This window comes from Streptomyces sp. NPDC024687 (assembly GCF_055559055.1).
This window is the reverse complement of sequence record NZ_JBVHLJ010000010.1, coordinates 60,103-77,836: the sequence shown is the minus strand read 5'-3', so window position 1 is coordinate 77,836 and position 17,734 is coordinate 60,103. Positions and strand designations below refer to the sequence as shown.

General features: G+C 72.2%; 10 protein-coding genes. 6 read left to right on the top strand and 4 right to left on the bottom strand.

Features of this window, described 5'->3' with window-relative positions; translation table 11 throughout:
* The first annotated feature begins 103 nt into the window (after nt 1-103).
* The 6 genes from ACZ39I_RS32825 to ACZ39I_RS32800 all read left to right on the top strand — a co-directional run bounded on the left by ACZ39I_RS32825 (nt 104) and on the right by ACZ39I_RS32800 (nt 8,803).
* Nucleotides 104-1,078: a Rieske (2Fe-2S) protein gene (locus tag ACZ39I_RS32825; RefSeq protein ID WP_467248571.1), complete on the top strand. Its 975-nt coding sequence runs from the start codon at nt 104-106 to the stop codon at nt 1,076-1,078.
* Nucleotides 1,062-1,604 carry a DUF1360 domain-containing protein gene (locus tag ACZ39I_RS32820; RefSeq protein ID WP_467248570.1) on the top strand — a complete coding sequence of 181 codons (543 nt, stop codon included), beginning with the start codon at nt 1,062-1,064 and terminating at the stop codon, nt 1,602-1,604. The genes ACZ39I_RS32825 and ACZ39I_RS32820 overlap by 17 nt, the downstream gene beginning before the upstream one ends.
* Nucleotides 1,605-1,740: 136 nt before the next feature.
* A complete protein-coding gene (locus ACZ39I_RS32815; RefSeq protein ID WP_467248569.1) occupies nt 1,741-2,913 on the top strand; it encodes a carboxylate-amine ligase in 1,173 nt (390 codons plus the stop codon).
* A gap of 175 nt (nt 2,914-3,088) precedes the next feature.
* Entirely contained in the window at nt 3,089-4,873 is a 1,785-nt protein-coding gene (locus ACZ39I_RS32810) for an N-acetylglutaminylglutamine amidotransferase (protein ID WP_467248568.1), read from the top strand.
* Between the two features lie 194 nt (nt 4,874-5,067).
* Nucleotides 5,068-7,206 (top strand): S9 family peptidase, encoded by a 2,139-nt coding sequence (locus ACZ39I_RS32805; RefSeq protein ID WP_467248567.1) that lies wholly within the window; start codon nt 5,068-5,070, stop codon nt 7,204-7,206.
* Nucleotides 7,207-7,339: 133 nt separating this feature from the next.
* Nucleotides 7,340-8,803: an aminotransferase class I/II-fold pyridoxal phosphate-dependent enzyme gene (locus ACZ39I_RS32800; protein WP_467248566.1), complete on the top strand. Its 1,464-nt coding sequence runs from the start codon at nt 7,340-7,342 to the stop codon at nt 8,801-8,803.
* On the opposite strand, the gene ACZ39I_RS32795 is transcribed toward ACZ39I_RS32800, so the two are convergent.
* The 4 genes from ACZ39I_RS32795 to ACZ39I_RS32780 form a co-directional block, all read right to left on the bottom strand.
* The gene (locus ACZ39I_RS32795; protein ID WP_467248565.1) at nt 8,772-10,496 is read right to left on the bottom strand and encodes a RecQ family ATP-dependent DNA helicase; all 1,725 of its coding nucleotides are present in this window, start codon (nt 10,494-10,496) and stop codon (nt 8,772-8,774) included. The two genes, ACZ39I_RS32800 and ACZ39I_RS32795, sit on opposite strands and share 32 nt — an antisense overlap.
* An 11-nt stretch (nt 10,497-10,507) precedes the next feature.
* Entirely contained in the window at nt 10,508-10,816 is a 309-nt protein-coding gene (locus ACZ39I_RS32790) for a hypothetical protein (protein ID WP_467248564.1), read from the bottom strand.
* 66 nt (nt 10,817-10,882) lie between these two features.
* On the bottom strand, nt 10,883-13,300 hold the full coding sequence (locus ACZ39I_RS32785) for a SpoIIE family protein phosphatase (protein ID WP_467248563.1): 2,418 nt from the start codon (nt 13,298-13,300) through the stop codon (nt 10,883-10,885).
* Nucleotides 13,301-13,358: 58 nt separating this feature from the next.
* Nucleotides 13,359-17,633, bottom strand: a complete 4,275-nt coding sequence (locus tag ACZ39I_RS32780; protein WP_467248562.1) for a HAMP domain-containing protein — start codon at nt 17,631-17,633, stop codon at nt 13,359-13,361.
* Nucleotides 17,634-17,734: the final 101 nt, after the last annotated feature.

Here is a 17,734-nt window from a genome sequence, read left to right as displayed (position 1 = left end):
TCTCCTCAACAAGGGGGCTCACCGTACGCGGCGCCCAGCAGCACGGCCGGCGCCACATCTCTGGGGTCGTTTGCCGCACGTGCACGGGGAGACCCGGCTGCCCATGAGCGTGCGACGACATCATCCACGTACACGTCAGAACCGGGTCCTGCGGCTGCTCGACCGTCTGGAGCGGGAACCGCGGCAGGACCCGCTGATCCACGCACTCGGGGCGGGGATACGGTCCCTGCCGCTGGGGCGTGGCCGGGACGTGCTGCACGGCAGGTGGCTGGGGCATCCCGTCCATCCGCTGCTGGTGCAGGTGCCGATCGGCAGCTGGCTCTCCGCCGCGATCCTGGACCTGCGCAAGGGCCGCCCCCGTGCGGGCCTGCTGGTGGGCGTCGGCCTGGCCGCGGCCGTCCCCGCCGCACTGACGGGGGCCGTGGACTGGGCGGAACTGCGCCGCCCGCAGATGCGTGTCGGGCTGGTGCACGCCGTGTCCAACACGGCGGCCGTCGGCCTGTACACGGCCTCCCTCGCCTGCCGCCTCACCGGCCGTGGGCGCGCGGGCCGGACCCTCGGCTTCCTGGGACTCGCGGCAGTGGGAACCGGCGGCATGCTGGGCGGCCATCTGGCCTACCGGCAGGCCGCCGGCGCCAACCACGCCGAGGCCGTGCCCCACGTCGTGCGCGACCGCTGGCACCGGATCGGCGCGGTGGACGACTTCCCGCCCGGCCGGCCCGTGCGACGCAGCGTGGACGACGTGCCGGTCGTGGTGGTGCGTGAGACCGGCGGTGCGATTCACGCGCTGGCCGACCGGTGCAGCCATTTGGCGGGACCGCTGTCCGAAGGGACGGTGACCGACGGATGCGTGCGGTGCCCCTGGCACGGCAGCGTCTTCCGGCTCTCGGACGGCCTGAACGTCCAGGGCCCGGCCATCGCCCCTCAGCCGGCCTTCGACACACGGGTCAGCGACGGACAGGTCGAGGTGCGACTGCGCCACCACGAAGAGAAAAACGAAGAGCACGAAGAGAAAGACGCGGACGGTGGGGAACCGGACCGTCACCTGAGCGAGGCAAGCCATGAGCACATCTACTGACAGCCGCATCGGACGACGGGCACAGGCGTTCCTGCGGCGCACCGGCCGCGACTACGCAGGCACGAGCGACCGGCCATTGCGCGGCTATCTCGCCGCCATGGCGGCGTTCGGCACGTACACGGCCGGCTGGGCCACGGCGGTACGGCTTCGCGGGCGCCCCCTGCCCGACCGGCCGGAACCCTGGGACGTGCTGCTGACCTCGGTGGCCACGTTCCGGCTCAGCCGGCTGATCAGCAAGGCGTCGGTGACCAGCCCACTGCGCGCACCGTTCACGACGTACGTCGGTCCGCAGGGCCCCGCCGAACTGCAGGAGGAGGCGCAGCCCGAGACCGGCAAGGACACCGTGGGCGAACTGCTGACCTGCCCCTTCTGCATGAGCGTCTGGGTGGCGTCGACCCTGACCGCCGGACAGCTCCTGTGGCCCCGGGCGACGCGTACCGCGATGGGCGCCCTGACCGCGCTGGCCGGGGCGGACGCCCTGCAGCTGGCATACGGCGCACTGGTCGGCAAAACCACCGACGGCTGACCGGGAAACCCGCTCATCTGTGGGCCACCTTCTTCAAACGCGCATAACCGTGCTTATCCGTCGATCTTCTGGGCACTTGGGGGTCACCCTGCGACAGGCGGGACCATCGGCACCACCTCGAGGAGCGACTGTGGCCATGCGCATCGGAGTAGAGGAGGAGTTCCACATCCTGGCAGTGGAGAGCGGACTGCTCGTGCCGCGTGCCGACGCGGTCCTGCGCCGGCTTTCCCGGGACACCTTCACCACGGAGCTGCACCAGTCCACCGTGGAGTCGAACAGCGGGGTGCACGCCTCGCTGACCGACCTGTACACCGACCTCGCCAGAACCAGACGGCGGCTCGACGCGGCCGCCTCCTCGCTGGGGCTGGCGGTCGTGGCCGCGGGCACGGCACCCCTCGCGCCCGCCGCCTCCGGGCATCCCACGGCCGGCGCCCGCTATCGCCACATGGTCGAGGAGTACCGGCAGGTCGCCGACGAGCAGCTCATCTGCGGCGCCCAGGTCCATGTGGACATACCCGACCGCGACACAGGCGTAGGGGTGATGTGCGCGGTCTCTCCCTGGCTGCCCGTGCTGCTGGCGCTCTCCGCCAGCTCACCGTTCTGGCAGGGAGCCGACACCGGCTACGCCAGCTGGCGCACGCTGCTGTGGCAGCGCTGGCCGACCGCGGGCCCGGTCGGCTGCTTCCGCAGCGCGGCCGACTACGACGCCGCGGTGGGCGACCTCGTCCGGGCCGGGGTCATCAGCGACCCGGGGATGATCTACTACGACGTTCGCCCCTCCGCACATCTGCGGACGCTGGAACTCCGTATCTGCGACGCCTGCCCGCGAGTGGAGACCGTCGTGCTCGTCGCCGGCCTGTTCCGGGCCCTGGTGACCGAGGCCGTCGAGCTGCGCGCGGCCGGTGCGGCGCAGTGCGACGGCCGGCACGAATGGCTGCGCGGCGCGTCCTGGCGGGCCGCCCGCTCCGGCCTGGAGGGTGTCCTGGTGGATCCGAGGACCCACCGGGAGGCGCCCGCCGCCGAAGTCGTACGCGCACTGCTGGCCCGCTTGCGTCCCGCGCTGGAGGCCCACGGCGACTGGCAGACCGTCAGGGATCTGGCCGAGGCGGCCCTGGTCGACGGCAGTGCCGCCGAGCGCATGCGCCGCACGGCGCGCGAGGAGGATCTGCTGTCCTGCACCGACCTGCTGATCGCGGAGACCCGCGGCGAGCGGCGACACCGCAGGCCGGCCCACGTCAGCCGCAGGAGCGTCGCAGGTTCCGTCGCGGGCGCGGCGGGCTCCGGTGCACCGGAGGTCCTGGGCAGCTGATCCGGCCCCGCGCGGCTCGCGCCCGGCTGCCCCGTCGGCCCGTCCCACATCCGACAACCCCGAGGAGAGATTTCGTCATGTCCAGCAATTCCGCCCGGGTCGCGACCTGTAGGCGCGACCCGGGGTTCCCCTCCCGGCTCGTGGCCGACGGTTCCTGGGAAGGGGGCGGCGCGTCATGTGCGGTCTGAACGGCGAGATCCGCTTCGACGGCAGGCGACCCGACCTCGCGGCCGTCGAGCGTATGACCGACCGGCTCGCCGCCCGCGGACCGGACGGCCAGGGCATCTGGACACGGGGCGCGGTGGCGCTGGGGCACCGACGACTGAAGATCATCGACCTGTCCGACGCCGGCGCCCAGCCGATGACCGACGCCGACGGTGAGATCACCGGCGTCTTCAACGGCTGCGTCTACAACTACCAGGAGCTGCGCGAAGAGCTCGGACGCCTCGGGCACCGCTTCAAGTCCACCTCCGACACGGAGGTCGTGCTGCACGCCTACCGGGAGTGGGGAACCGCCTGTGTGGAGCACTTCCACGGCATGTTCGCCTTCGCTCTCGTCGAGCACCGCACCGGCCGTGTCGTGCTGGGCCGCGACCGGCTGGGCATCAAGCCGCTGTACCTGGCGCCGACGCCGGACCGGCTGCGGTTCGCCTCGTCCCTGCCCGCCCTCCTGGCCGCCGGAGACGTGGACACCACCATCGATCCGGTGGCCGTCCACCAGTACCTGAGCTGGCACGCCACGGTCGCCCCGCCGCGCACCGTCCTCAACGGCGTGCGCAAACTGCCGCCGGCCACCGTCAGGGTCGTCGAGCCGGACGGCAGCCACCGCGACCACCGCTACTGGCAGCCGTCCTACACACGGCGGGACGAGTACGCGGGCATGGCGCCCGACGAGTGGCGCGACGCGGTGCTGGACGCGCTGCGTACGGCCGTACGCCGCAGGATGGTCTCCGACGTGCCGGTGGGCGTGCTGCTCTCCGGCGGCCTGGACTCCAGCCTGATCGTCGCGCTGCTCGCCGACGAGGGGCAGCGCGACCTGAAGACGTTCAGTGTGGGCTTCGAGGCGGAGGGCGGGGAGGAGGGCGACGAGTTCCGCTACTCGGACCTGGTCGCCCGCGAGTTCGGCACGGACCACCGCCGGATGATGGTGCCCTCGGGCCGCGTCTCGACCGCCCTGGACGACGCCGTCGCAGCGATGAGCGAGCCGATGATCAGCCACGACGTGGTCGCCTTCCACCTGCTGTCCGAGCAGGTCTCCAAGGAGGTGAAGGTCGTGCAGAGCGGGCAGGGCGCCGACGAGGTGTTCGCCGGGTACCACTGGTACCCGGAGCTGGCCGCGGTCGCCCGCGAGGAGGAGCCGCAGAGGTATGCCGAGACGTACTTCGACCGCCCGCACGCCGACCTCGCGGGGATCCTCCAGCCGCACATGCTGCCCGAGGACGACGTGTCGGGCCGCTTCGTCAGGGACCACATGGCCCGTCCCGGCGCGCAGACCGCCCTGGACGCGGCGCTGCGACTGGACACGCACGTCATGCTGGTCGACGACCCGGTCAAGCGGGTCGACAACATGACCATGGCCTGGGGACTGGAAGCCCGCGTGCCCTTCCTCGACCACGAGCTGGTGGAGCTGGCCGCGGCCTGTCCGCCGGAGCTCAAACTCGCCGACGACGGCAAGGGCGTACTGAAGGAAGCCGGCCGCAAGCTCCTGCCGCGGGAGATCGTCGACCGGCCCAAGGGGTACTTCCCGGTCCCGGCCATCCGGCACATGGCGGGTCCCGTCCTGGACCGGGTCCGCGAGGCGCTCGCGGCACCCGAGGCGAAGAAGCGGGGGATCTTCCAGGAGTCGTACGTCGCCGAACTCCTGGCGGCGCCCGACGAGCACCGGACCAAACGGGGCGCCAACGCCCTGTGGCAGGTGGCGCTGCTGGAGATATGGCTGCAGACACACGACATCTCGTGACCGGCGAGCACACCGCCCGGCCTCCCCACACGGCGCCGCCCGCCCCGGCCCAGGGCCCTCGCGGTGCGACGCCGGGATCGACGCCGGGGTCTGCCCATGGTGCGGCGCCCGGATGGGTGGAGGGGCCTGCTGGTGCCGCGGCGCCCGCGTCGGCCCGGGAACCTGCATCACCGCAGGAGCCTGCCGGTACCGCGATGCCCGCCCCGGCGCCGGGGTCCGCCCGCCCCGCGGACCCCGCACCGGCACAGGGACCCGCCCGCACCGCAGGCCCCGCACCGCTGCACGGGCCCGCCCGCGTCGCCGCGCCCCCACCGGCGCAGGAGCCCGCCCGCGCGGCGGCCCCCGCTCCGATGCCGTTGCCCGAGGCGGAAGGGCCCCGGGACGCCGTGACCCGGCTGCACGCGCACGGCTGCTGGTACCCCTCCGCAGATCCCGACGGCACCCAGGCGGCCTTCATCTGCGACCGGGGCGGTGTCCCCCAGCTGTGGGCCGGTCCCGTGGACGGGGAGGGCGTCCGGCTGCTCGACTCCTCCCCGGACCCCGTGAAGGAGGTGTCCTGGTCACCCGACGGCCGCTGGATCGCGTACACCACCGCACCGGGCGGCGGAGAGCACTCACGCGTGCTGTGCATGCGCCCCGACGGCACCGGTCGTCGCCTGCTGGCCGGTGCCGACCCGGACAGCTCCGCCTACCTCGGCTGCTGGGCCCACGACGGCTCGGCTGTCGCCGTCACCCTCGCCGCACCGGCCGCCACCCGCGCCCGGGCGGACGCCGCGCCGGCCCACTGGACGGCGCGGGACGGCCGGGCGACCCTCCTGGGCACCACCGCGTACGCCGTGGGGCCGGGCGGCACACCTGCGACCCGGCCGGGCGCGGGCCTGTCCGCCTACCTCATCGACCCGGACGCTCTGGCCTCTCCCGTGCTGCTCGCCACGGAACCGGACGCCCCCACCCTCCGGGTGTGCGACCTCAGCCACGACGGCAGGCTGGCGCTGCTGCGCCGGGGGCCGCGCGGGCGGCGCGAGGCGTTCGTCCGGCGCCTCTACGACGGGGCGACCATCTTCACCCTGCCGGTCGCCGACGGTGACCAGTGGATCGGCCGGTTCTCGCCCGACGGGCGCACGCTGTGGCTGCGCAGCGACGCCGACCGGGAGTACGCGGCCCTGTTCGCCGTCGCTCTCGACGCCGACGGCACACCGCTCGGCAGAACCGTCGTCGCCGAGCGCGAGGACTGTGACCTCGAGCTGCTGGCGATGGCGCACGACGGCAGGACGGCCGTACTGGCGTGGAACGTGCGGGGCGCCTGTGAACTCGATGTCGTCGAGACCACCCCCGGGTACGGGGCCGCGGACACCGCCGGACCGGCGCGGCCGGTGCCGCTGCCCCACGAGGTCGTCACGCGGATCGCGCCGGCCGGTGCCGGGCGCCTGCTGCTGGCGCTGTCCGGTTCACAACGCCGCCCCGGCGTGTGGTGGGCCCACGAAGGCGTGTCCCTGCTGCGCACCCCGTGGTCCTCCCGGGACGAGGACGCCGTCCCGCCCGGCCGCCCGCCCGTACGCCCCGTCCTCACCCGCCTCACCGCCCGGGACGGCCTGCCCCTCAGCGGCTGGTACTACCGCGCTCCCGGACGCGCCCCCAACGAGCCCGCGCCCTGCGTGATCCACCTGCACGGCGGCCCCGAGGACCAGGAACGCCCGGTGTTCGACCCGCTCTACCACGAACTGCTCGGGCGCGGACTGGACGTCTTCGCCCCCGACGTCCGCGGCTCCGGCGGACACGGCAGGTCCTTCGTCGACGCCGACCTGGGCACCGGCCGCTTCGCCGCACTCGACGACGTCGCGGACTGCGCGGCCCACGCGGTCACGGCGGGCCCCGCGGACCCCACCCGGCTGGCGGTGATGGGCCGCTCGTACGGCGGCTACCTGACCTTCGCCTCCCTGGTGTGGCACCCGGACCTGTTCCGCACCGGCGTCGCCGTCTGCGGCATGTCCGACCTCCTGACCTTCTTCGCCGGCACCGAGCCCTGGATCGCGGAATCGGCGGCCCACAAGTACGGCCACCCCGAACACGACCGCGAACTGCTGCAGGCCCTGTCCCCGATGAGCCGTATCGACGCACTGCGGGCCCCCCTGCTCGCCGTCCACGGCGAGCACGACACCAACGTGCCGCCGGGGGAGTCGGAACAGTTCGTGCGGGCCGCGCGGGAACGCGGTGTGCCCGCCGAACTCCTCGTCCTGCGGGACGAGGGGCACGACTTCCTGCGCGCGGACAACCGGCGCCTGTTCCGCCGGGCCGCCGCGGACTGGATGGAACGACACCTGCACCCCTTCTGAGCCTCGGACGCCAGTTCGGGGCGTTTCGGACGGCGTCAGCGGTCAACACGGTGTTCAGACCGGTAGGCCCTACGACTTCGACAGGTCCTACGACTTCGACACTGGACGGGGCGGGACGGACTTGGGAGGAACGATGGATCACTCGCGGGTGCCGGTACTGGAGGCGCTGGAGGAGTTCCGGCGCCGCGGAGACACGGTCTTCGGCCCGCCCGGCCACAGGCAGGGCCGCGGTGTGGACCCGCGAGTTGCCGAGATCGTCGGGCTCGACGTGTTCCGCTCGGACGTCCTGTCCCTCAACGGCCTGGACGACCGCCGCCAGTCCCAGGGCGTGCTCAGCCAGGCGCAGGAACTGATGGCGGACGCGGTCGGTGCCGAGCAGGCGTTCTTCTCCACGTGCGGCAGCTCCCTGTCCGTCAAGACGGCGATGCTGGCCGTGGCGGGCCCCGGGGAGAAGCTGCTGATCTCGCGCAACGCGCACAAGTCCGTGATCTCGGCCGTCGTCGTCAACGGCGTCGAACCGATCTGGGTCCACCCCAAGTTCGACCGCGAGCGGCACCTCGCCCATCCGCCGGAGCCCGACGACGTACGCCGCCGCCTTGAGGAGCACCCGGACGCCAAGGGCATGCTGCTGATCACCCCCACCGACTGGGGGACCTGCGCCGACATCCGGGGTGTGGCGCGGGTGTGCCACGAGTTCGACGTACCCCTCATCGTCGACGAGGCCTGGGGTGCCCACCTGCCCTTCCACCCCGACCTGCCGGCCTGGGGCATGGACGCCGAGGCGGACCTGGTGGTCACCAGCGTCCACAAGATGGGCGGGGCGATCGAGCAGAGCTCCGTCTTCCACCTCCAGTACGACCGGGTCGCGCCGGAAGCACTCAAGCAGCGGGAGGACCTGCTCGGCACCACCAGCGCCTCGTCCCTGGTGTACCTGACCCTCGACGGCTGGCGCCGCCAGATGGTCGAGCAGGGCCACGACCTCCTGGACGCCGCGCTGCACCGCGCGGAACGGATCCGGCTGGCGGCCGGGGACCTGCCGGGACTGCGGCCCATGGGGCAGGAGATCGTGGAGGAAGGGCTCGCCGCGGAATTCGACCCCCTGAAGATCGTGATCGACGTACGCGAGCTCGGGATCAGCGGCATGCAGGCCGCCGAATGGCTGCGAGCCGAGCGGCACGTGGATGTAGGCGGCTCCGACACCTGCCGGCTCAGCGCGTCGATCACGCACGCCGACGACGACGAGACGGAGAAGGTGCTGCTGGACGCCCTGCGCGCCCTCACCGACGGCGCCGAGTCCATCGAACGCAGGCCGCCGGTACACCTGCCCGAGCCCTCGGCCCTGGAGCTGGAGCAGGCCATGCTGCCGCGCGATGCCTTCTTCGCCGAAATCGACCACGTCCCCGTCGAGCGTGCCGCCGGACGAATCTCCGCGGAGATGATCAGCCCGTACCCGCCGGGCGTGCCGACGATCGCTCCCGGTGAGGTCATCACCGACGAGGTCCTCGACTACCTGCGCAGCGGCGTCGAGCACGGCGTCCTGATCCCGGACGCCGCCGACCCCTCGGTCAAGACGCTGCGGGTGGTGGCACGGCACTGAGCGGGGCCGCTGTGAGGAGGCCCTTGCCGGCGATCGCCGCCAGGGACAGCGTGCGGTAGCCCATGGACTCGAACAGCACGGTGATCCGGTCGCCCTCCTCGCTCATCACCGTTCCCTCTCCCCACTCCGTGTGCCGCACCCGGGTGCCCGCCGGATAGGAGACGGCCGGCGCCTGCGAGTCGGAGTCGTCGCTCGTGTCGCCCACCCCGTCGACGACGCTGTCCCCGGACGGGGCGGGCGCGACGGGCGCACACATGTCGCACGCCCCGCACGGGGCCTCGTAGGCCTCCCCGAAGTAACCGAGCAGGAAGCGGCGCCGGCAGCCGGTCGTCTCGGCGTACCCCAGCATCATGGCCAGCCTCGACTCCTCCAGCCTCCTGCGTGATTGGGCCTCCTCCGCCGCCCGCGCGGCCGCCTCTTCGGCCGTCGTCCCGGCGACGGCGCGCACTCGCCCGTCGTCCTCGGTGTGCACGGCCCCCGCCTGTTCCAGCAGATTGACGGCCGCCGTCACCCGTCTGCGCGAAAGCCCCGTCTCCTTCCCGATGCCGTCCGGCTCGGCGGGAGCGTCGCGCTCGTGGACGTACTCCGCGACCGCGCCGAGCGTGTCCTCGTCCGGTGTGCGGGTGGCGAAGAGGCGCTGCAGGCCGCTGTCCTGCGGCCGGTAGTGCAGTACGGCGAGCGCGGGTCCGCCGTCGCGGCCCGCACGGCCGATCTCCTGGTAGTAGGCGTCCAGGGAGCCGGGTACGGAGGCGTGCAGCACGAACCGTACGTCCTCCTTGTCGATGCCCATGCCGAAGGCGGAGGTGGCCACCACGACGTCGGTCTCGCCGGCCAGGAAGGCATCGTGGACCCGGGAGCGCTCACCGGCTGTCAGCCCGGCGTGGTAGGCGTCGGCCGACAGACCCAGCTCGGCGAGGTCGGCGGCGTAGGCCTCGGCGTCCCGGCGGGTGGCGGTGTAGACGAGGCCCGGCTTGGGCTCCGCCGCGGCACGCTCCACGACCACCCGGCGCTTGTCCGTGTCGTCCAGGAAGCGGCGCACCTCCAACGCGATGTTCGGCCGGTCGAAACCGGCGACGACCAGTTCCGGATCTTCCATGCCGAGCCGCTCCACGATCTCCTCGCGCACCGGCGGCGCGGCCGTGGCGGTCAGGGCCAGGACCGGGGGCCTGCCCATCCGCTGGGCCGCCTGGGCCAGGCGGAGGTAGTCGGGACGGAAGTCGTGGCCCCAGGCGGCGACACACTGGGCCTCGTCGACGACGAACAGCGAGGGCGCGGCCTCGGCCAGGCGCTCGAGCACCTCGTCCTTGGCGAGCTGCTCGGGCGAGAGGAACAGGAACTCGGCGTCGCCGTGCCGCACCGCGTCCCAGGCGGCCTCCGCCTCGCCGGCCGCCTGCGCGGAGTTGACCGCGACGGCCTCCGGGGCGTCGGCGTGGCTGAGCAGACCGGCGATCTGGTCCCGCTGGAGGGCGATCAGCGGAGAAACCACCACCGTGGGCCCGGGAAGCAGCAGCCCGGGCACCTGGTACACCGCCGACTTCCCGGCGCCGGTGGGCATCACGGCCAGGGTGTCCCGGCCCCGCAAGACCGCTTCCATCGCGGTCAGCTGCCCCGGCCGCAGCTCGCTCCAGCCGAACACCTCGTCGGCGGCCCGCGCCAACCGCTCCGGGACGCCGGGACTCCTCGTGGCGGACATGCCGGCTCCCTTCACGGCCTGGGGTCGGTGCGGTGCCACTGCGGCCGTGCGTCGCTGCCGCGACGTCCCGCCACGGAGGCACAGCGCGGACACAGGCGCCGCACCCGGTCGGCCGCGCCCCCGGACTCCGGGAAGGTGTCGGACCAGGTGACGTGCGGGAACCGGATCAGCTGTGAGCGGCTGAGGGAGAGCCCGCAGACTGTCTGGTTCATGCCGGGCTCCCAGGCGTGGACTTCTCCGGACGGCAGTCGTCGGCGGCCCTCCTCCGCGTCCGTCCACTGACCGGACGCGGCGACGGCGTACTGCTTGACACGTGGCATGGCGGCTCCCCGATCGTCTGGGGCACCGCGTTCCCCGTCTGCCGGGACACAAGCCCGGCTCCTGCCTCAGGCGACCCGGATCCCCACGATGCAGGTGTCGTCGTCCGTGTCCGACTTGCTGTGCGTGAGCAGACGGTCCAACTGCTGGTCCAGCGTGGGCGGGACGGCCCGAGCGACCGTCAGGAACTGCGTCAGGGACTCCTCCACGGACCGGTCCCGGCGTTCGATCAGACCGTCCGTGTACATCAGCAGCGTGTCGTCGACGGCCAGCTGGACCTCGTGCTCCTCGTACGTCGCCTCCGGTACGGCGCCCAGCAGCAGCCCCGTCACCAGCGGCAGCGGTGCCGCCTCGGAGCCGCGCACCAGGACCGGCGGCAGATGCCCGGCCCGCGCCCAGCGCAGGGTGTTGGTCTCGGGGTCGTACAGGCCGCAGACGGCCGTGGCGGTGACGGCGCCGGTCAGATGGTGGGCCACCATGTTGAGCCAGGACAGCAGCTGGCCGGGTCCGGCGCCGGTCACGGCGAGCCCGCGCAGCGCGTTGCGCAGGACGACCATGCTGGTGGCCGCCTCTATGCCGTGTCCCGCGACGTCGCCGACGCACAGCAGCACCAGTCGGGACGGCAGCACGACCGCGTCGTACCAGTCACCGCCGACGAGATGCTGGGTCTCCGCAGGCCGGTAGCGCACCGCCACGTCCAGTCCCGGAACCGCCAGCGGCGCCTGCGTCGGCGGCATGATGGCGTGCTGCAACTGGAGCGTCAGCCGGTCGCGTTCGCTGGCCTGCTGCTCGGTGTGGGCGAGCTGGTCCCGGGTGGCGGCGAGGGCGACCTCGGTCCAGTGGTGGGAGGAGATGTCCTGGTAGGCCCCGCGCAGGACATACGGCTGCCCGGCGGAGTCCAGGACCGGCTCCGCCACGACCCGGATGTGGCGGGTGACCCCGTCGGGGCGTTGCAGCCGGAAAGCGGTGGACGCGGGACGGCGCTGGTGGAGCAGGGTGCGCAGGAACCGGCCGATGGCGACGGCGTCATCGGGGTGGGCGTGGGCGCTCAGATCCTCCAGCGGCACCGGGGCGTCGGAGGCGGGCCTGCCGTAGAGGTGGTAGAGCTGGCCGTTCCAGGTGATCTCACCCGTCAGCAGGTTCTCCTCGAAACCGCCGATGCGGCCCAGTCGCTGGGCGTGCTGGAGCAGGCTCGCCAGGCGGGCCGTCTCGTCCTCGATGCGCCAGATCAGCAGGACGCTGCCGCCGTGCCGGCTGACGTTGATGTCGGCGACCGCCGCGAGCGCGACATCGTCCACCAGGGCGGTGAGCCGCATGCGGTGGGCGCGGAAGGGCTCGCCGGTGGCGTAGACGCGCTCGATCCGTTCGAACAGCTCGCTGTGGCCCGCGGCCATCGGGTACGCCTCCAGCAGCAGTGCGCCGTTCACGGCGCCCCGCGGCCGGCCGGCCGGGTCGAGGAAGCGGCTGTTGACGTGCTGGATGCGGAAGTCGACGAGCTGCCCGTCGGAGTCCAGGTGCGGCACCAGTACCAGGGCGGGATCGTGGAGCCCGTCGGCCAGGTCCATCAGCTCGGAGACGTCCGGTGGGAGGCGCGGGTCGGGGGCACCGTCGGGGTGCTCGAGCGCGTATGTCTCCAGGGTGTGCCCGCACAGCTCGGCCAGGGCCTCGATCTGGCGGACGATCGCCGGGGGAGGGGGCTCCAGCGGTGTGGACCAGGCGATCTCCAGTACGCCGTGGATGCGCCCACCGGTCCCGGCCGGCAGAGCGACCCGGCCGCCGTCGGGGAGGTGGTGCTGGCCGATGGACGGCAGGCCGGTCTGGGACAGACTGCGGATCCACTCCCCCGTGCGCTCCGAGAGCCCGCGCCGTGCCACAGTCGTCACGCCCGGCGGCACATGGCGCCAGCGCCCGGCCTCGGCCGTGGAGAACCCGGCGCTGCCCGCCAGCGCGAGGGACCCGTCGGCCCCCAGGGCCCAGATGGCCACCGCCTCCGCGCCCAGCGGGGTGAGCGCGTGTTCCAGCAGCGAGTCGGCGACGGCCTGGGTGTCGTCGGCGGCCAGCACGCGGCTCTCCGCGGTACGCAGCCGTACCGCGGAGGACTGCGCCTCGGGCGGATCGGCGGAGGCGGTCGCCGCGAGGAAGGCGCTGGTCACCTCCGACATCCGGTCGCGCGAGGTCTGGTTGATCACCTCGACGGCGAACTCCAGCGGCGTCACCCCCGCCTGCGCCGTGAGCTCGGCGAGCTGCTTCGAGGCCTGCGCCGGACCGCAGCCCAGCCGTTCGACCAGGATGCCCTTGGCCAGTTCGATCAGGGCCCGCCCGTCCGCCTCGGCCTGCGCCTCCCGCACCTCCCGGCGCAGCCGCTCCACGGTCGCCGCCAGCCTGCCGACAGGGGAGGGCTCCCCGTCGCTGTCGTTGCCGTCGACGGGGGGCTGGTCCTGTACGGGGGCGTTCTGGGGCTCGGAGGGCTGACGGAGATCACTCAAGGTGGACCTGTTCCTCGGCTGGGACGTCACGCGGTCGGCTGGTGGGCGCTGCCCGCGCTCACCCCGGCAGCCACCGTCGGACGCGGGCGATCAGGTCGCCGGTGTCGACGGGCTTGGTGACGTAGTCGTTGGCGCCCGACGCGAGACTCTTCTCCTGGTCACCCGGCATGGCCTTCGCGGTGACCGCGATGATGGGCAGCTCCGCGTACTGCGGCATCGAACGGATCTCCGCGGTGGCGGCGTAGCCGTCCATCTCCGGCATCATCACGTCCATCAGGACCAGCGAGATGTCCGGGTGGGCGAGCAGCATCTCGATGCCCTTGCGTCCGTTGTCCGCGTGCAGGACGTGGAAGCCGTGCAGTTCCAGCACCCCGCTGAGCGCGAAGAGGTTGCGCGCGTCGTCGTCGACCACCAGGACCGTCCGGCCGACGAAGGAGTCGTCCACCACCTGCGCCACAGGCCGCTGCGGGTCCTCGGAACGCACCAGCGACAGCACGTCGCCCGGCTGCTCGGCGGACAGGTGCAGGGTGATGCGCTCGCGCAGGTCGTCCAGGCTGGACAGGAAGTCCAGCGGCCGGTCGCCCGCCAGGGCCCGCAGACCCTGCTCCTGGCCGAGGTTCACGCGGTGCCCGGTGTGGATGAGGACCGGCACGCTCGCCAGCGCCGAGTCGCCGCGCATGGCCTCCAGGAAGTCGGCGCCCTCGTCGTGCCGCATGCCGAGTTCCAGGACGACACAGTGGCAGGGGTCGGCCGCCAGCGTGCTCGCCGCCTCCTGCGCCCCCACCGCCGTGATGATGTCGATCCCTCCGTGCGGATCGTCGGAGTCGTACGCGAGGTCGGCGACGGCCCGCTCGGCGACCAGCGTGAGCAGACCCCGCGGGCGCTCCTCGATGACCAGCAGACGGCGCCTGCGGTGCTCGGGGGAGGGTGCGGGAGCGGCGAGCTGCCGGGGCTCGGCCGACTCCCCTGCGGCCAAGATGTGCTGCGGGTGTTCCGCGGGACGCCCGCCGTGCTCCATCAGTTCCTCGAAGTCGGCGCGTGCGACGGGCAGGAACAGCGTGAAGGTGCTGCCCTGGCCGGGAGTGCTGTCCACGGTGACCGCGCCGCCCAGGAGATGGGCGATCTCCCGGGTGATGGACAGACCGAGCCCGGTGCCGCCGTACTTGCGACTGGTCGTCCCGTCGGCCTGCTGGAACGCCCCGAAGATCGTCTCCAGTTGCTGCTGCGGGATGCCGATACCGGTGTCCTTGACCCGGAACGCCACGACCGGGCCGCCGCGGTGCACGCCGGGCGGTACCTCCCGGTCCGCGGCGGGCTCGATCCGCAGCTCCACACCGCCCTGCTCGGTGAACTTCACCGCGTTCGACAGGAGGTTGCGCAGGATCTGACGCAGCCGGGAGTCGTCGGTGAGCAGATCGGCCGGGGTGCCGGGGGCGGTGGCCACCGTGAACTCCAGGCTCTTCTGCGACGTCATCGGCCTGAACGTCGCCTCGACGTACTCCAGGAGCTGGCGCAGCGGGACCCGCTCGGGCGCGACGTCCATCTTGCCCGCCTCGACCTTGGACAGGTCGAGGATGTCGTTGATCAGCTGGAGCAGGTCCGAGCCCGCCGAGTGGATGATGCCCGCGTACTCGACCTGCTTCGGCGTGAGGTTGCGCGAGGGGTTCTGCGCCAGCAACTGGGCCAGGATCAGCAGGCTGTTGAGCGGGGTGCGCAGCTCGTGGCTCATGTTGGCCAGGAACTCCGACTTGTACTTGGAGGCCAGCGACAACTGCTGCGCGCGGGTCTCCAGTTCCTGCCGGGCCTGCTCGATCTGCAGGTTCTTGGCCTCGATGTCGCGGTTCTGGGAAACCAGCAGGGAGGCCTTCTCCTCCAGCTCGGCGTTGGAGCGCTGCAGTTCGTCCTGTTGGACCTGCAACTCCTCGGAGCGGGCCTGGAGTTCGGCGGTCAGCCGCTGGGACTCGTCGAGCAGCTCGTCGGTGCGGACGTTGGCGACGATGGTGTTGAGGTTGACGCCGATGGTCGGCATCAGCTGCGTCAGGAAGTCCTGGTGGATCTGCCTGAAGCGGCTGACGGAGGCCAGTTCGATCACTCCGAGAACCTGCTCCTCGACCACGATCGGCAGCACCACCAGCGCGGTGGGCGCGGCGTGCCCGAGACCCGAGGAGATGGTGACGTATCCCTCGGGCAGCTCTTCCACGGTGACACTGCGGCGGTTGCGTGCGGCCTGCCCGACCAGCGAGCGTCCGACCGGGATGCGGGTGGGCCGCTCTTCGTCGTCGGGATAGCCGTACGAGCCCACCAGCCGCAGTTCGTGCCCGCGCTGGGTGTCCTCGGCCAGGTAGAAGGCGCCGTACTGGGCGGAGACCAGCGGCGTGAGCTCGTCCATGATGAGCTCGGCTACCACGGGCAGGTCGCGGTGGCCCTGCATCAGGCTGGAGATCCGGGCCAGGTTGGTCTTGAGCCAGTCCTGCTCCTGGTTGGCCCGGGTGGTCTCGCGCAGGGACTCCACCATGGAGTTGATGTTGTCCTTGAGCTCGGCGACCTCGCCGGAGGCCTCCACGTTGATCGACCGGGTCAGGTCGCCCTCGGCGACGGCGCTGGCGACCTCGGCGATCGCGCGGACCTGCCGGGTGAGGTTCCCGGCCAGTTCGTTGACGTTCTCCGTGAGCCGCTTCCAGGTGCCCTCGACGCCCTCCACCTCGGCCTGTCCGCCGAGCCGTCCCTCGCTGCCGACCTCGCGGGCGACGCGGGTGACCTCGGCGGCGAACGACGACAGCTGGTCGACCATCGTGTTGATGGTCGTCTTCAGCTCCAGGATCTCGCCCCGGGCGTCGACGTCGATCTTCTTCGACAGGTCACCGTTGGCCACCGCGGTCGTCACCAGGGCGATGTTGCGCACCTGCCCGGTGAGGTTGTTGGCCATCGAGTTGACGTTGTCCGTGAGGTCCTTCCAGGTGCCGGCCACGTTCGGCACATGCGCCTGGCCGCCCAGCCGGCCCTCGGTGCCGACCTCGCGGGCCACGCGGGTGACCTCGTCGGCGAACGCGGAGAGCGTGTCGACCATGGTGTTGATGACGTCCGCCAGGGCGGCGACCTCGCCCTTGGCCTCCACCGTGATCTTCTGGGAGAGGTCGCCGCGCGCGACGGCGGTGGCTACCTGGGCGATCGAACGGACCTGCCCGGTCAGGTTCGAGGCCATCACGTTGACGTTGTCCGTCAGGTCCTTCCAGGTCCCCGACACGCCCCGCACGATCGCCTGACCGCCGAGGTTGCCCTCGGTGCCGACTTCTCGGGCGACGCGGGTGACTTCGTCGGCGAAGGCGGAGAGCTGGTCGACCATCGTGTTGATGGTGTTCTTGAGTTCGAGGATCTCGCCGCGGGCGTCGACGGTGATCTTCTGGGAGAGGTCGCCCTGCGCCACCGCCGTGGCCACCTGGGCGACGTTGCGGACCTGAGCGGTGAGGTTGCCGCCCATGAAGTTCACGGAGTCGGTGAGGTCCCGCCAGGTGCCCTTGACGCCCTTGACGTCGGCCTGTCCGCCGAGCCGGCCTTCGGTGCCGACTTCTCGGGCGACGCGGGTGACTTCGTCGGCGAAGGCGGAGAGCTGGTCGACCATCGTGTTGATGGTGTTCTTGAGTTCGAGGATCTCGCCGCGGGCGTCGACGGTGATCTTTTGGGAGAGGTCGCCCTGCGCCACCGCCGTCGTCACCTGGGCGACGTTGCGGACCTGGGAGGTGAGGTTTCCCGCCATGAAGTTGACCGAATCGGTGAGGTCGCGCCAGACGCCACCCACCCCCGGCACCTGCGCCTGACCGCCGAGGCGCCCTTCGCTGCCCACCTCGCGGGCCACCCGGGTGACTTCGTCGGCGAAGGCGGAGAGCTGGTCGACCATCGTGTTGACGGTCTCCTTCAGCTGAAGGATCTCCCCGCGCGCGGGCACGTCGATCTTCTGGGACAGGTCGCCCTTGGCCACCGCGGTCGCCACCTGGGCGATGTCACGGACCTGGGTGGTCAGATTGCCCGCCATCGCGTTGACCGAGTCGGTCAGGTCCGCCCAGGTGCCCGAGACGCCCGGGACCTCCGCCTGTCCGCCCAGCGTGCCCTCGGTGCCCACCTCGCGGGCCACCCGGGTGACTTCCGACGTGAACACGGACAGTTGATCGACCATGCCGTTGAAGACCGTGGCGATGTCGCCCAGCAGACCCTCGCCGTCGGACGGCAGCCGGGTGCCGAAGTCGCCGTCGCGCACGGCGGTCAGCCCGGCCAGCAACTGCAGTAGTTCCTGTTCGCCCGGGGCCTGTTCCCGGGCCTCCGTCGACGTGCTGGTCATGCGCACCCTCGTTCCGCTCCCCACGAGCCCTCGCGCCGAGGACTCGGAACCGTGCCGGGCTCGTGAAGGGCCCGCTCACCAGCAACAATCCCGCACCCCAC

What these genes read in the sequence shown, in the direction of transcription:
- ACZ39I_RS32815 (WP_467248569.1), top strand. Translation starts at nt 1,741, where the DNA reads ATGCGCATCGGAGTAGAGGAGGAGTTCCACATCCTGGCAGTGGAGAGC.
- ACZ39I_RS32795 (WP_467248565.1), bottom strand. Translation starts at nt 10,496, where the DNA reads ATGTCCGCCACGAGGAGTCCCGGCGTCCCGGAGCGGTTGGCGCGGGCC.
- ACZ39I_RS32820 (WP_467248570.1), top strand. Translation starts at nt 1,062, where the DNA reads ATGAGCACATCTACTGACAGCCGCATCGGACGACGGGCACAGGCGTTC.
- ACZ39I_RS32805 (WP_467248567.1), top strand. Translation starts at nt 5,068, where the DNA reads ATGCCCGCCCCGGCGCCGGGGTCCGCCCGCCCCGCGGACCCCGCACCG.
- ACZ39I_RS32800 (WP_467248566.1), top strand. Translation starts at nt 7,340, where the DNA reads ATGGATCACTCGCGGGTGCCGGTACTGGAGGCGCTGGAGGAGTTCCGG.
- ACZ39I_RS32810 (WP_467248568.1), top strand. Translation starts at nt 3,089, where the DNA reads ATGTGCGGTCTGAACGGCGAGATCCGCTTCGACGGCAGGCGACCCGAC.
- ACZ39I_RS32780 (WP_467248562.1), bottom strand. Translation starts at nt 17,633, where the DNA reads ATGACCAGCACGTCGACGGAGGCCCGGGAACAGGCCCCGGGCGAACAG.
- ACZ39I_RS32790 (WP_467248564.1), bottom strand. Translation starts at nt 10,816, where the DNA reads ATGCCACGTGTCAAGCAGTACGCCGTCGCCGCGTCCGGTCAGTGGACG.
- ACZ39I_RS32825 (WP_467248571.1), top strand. Translation starts at nt 104, where the DNA reads ATGAGCGTGCGACGACATCATCCACGTACACGTCAGAACCGGGTCCTG.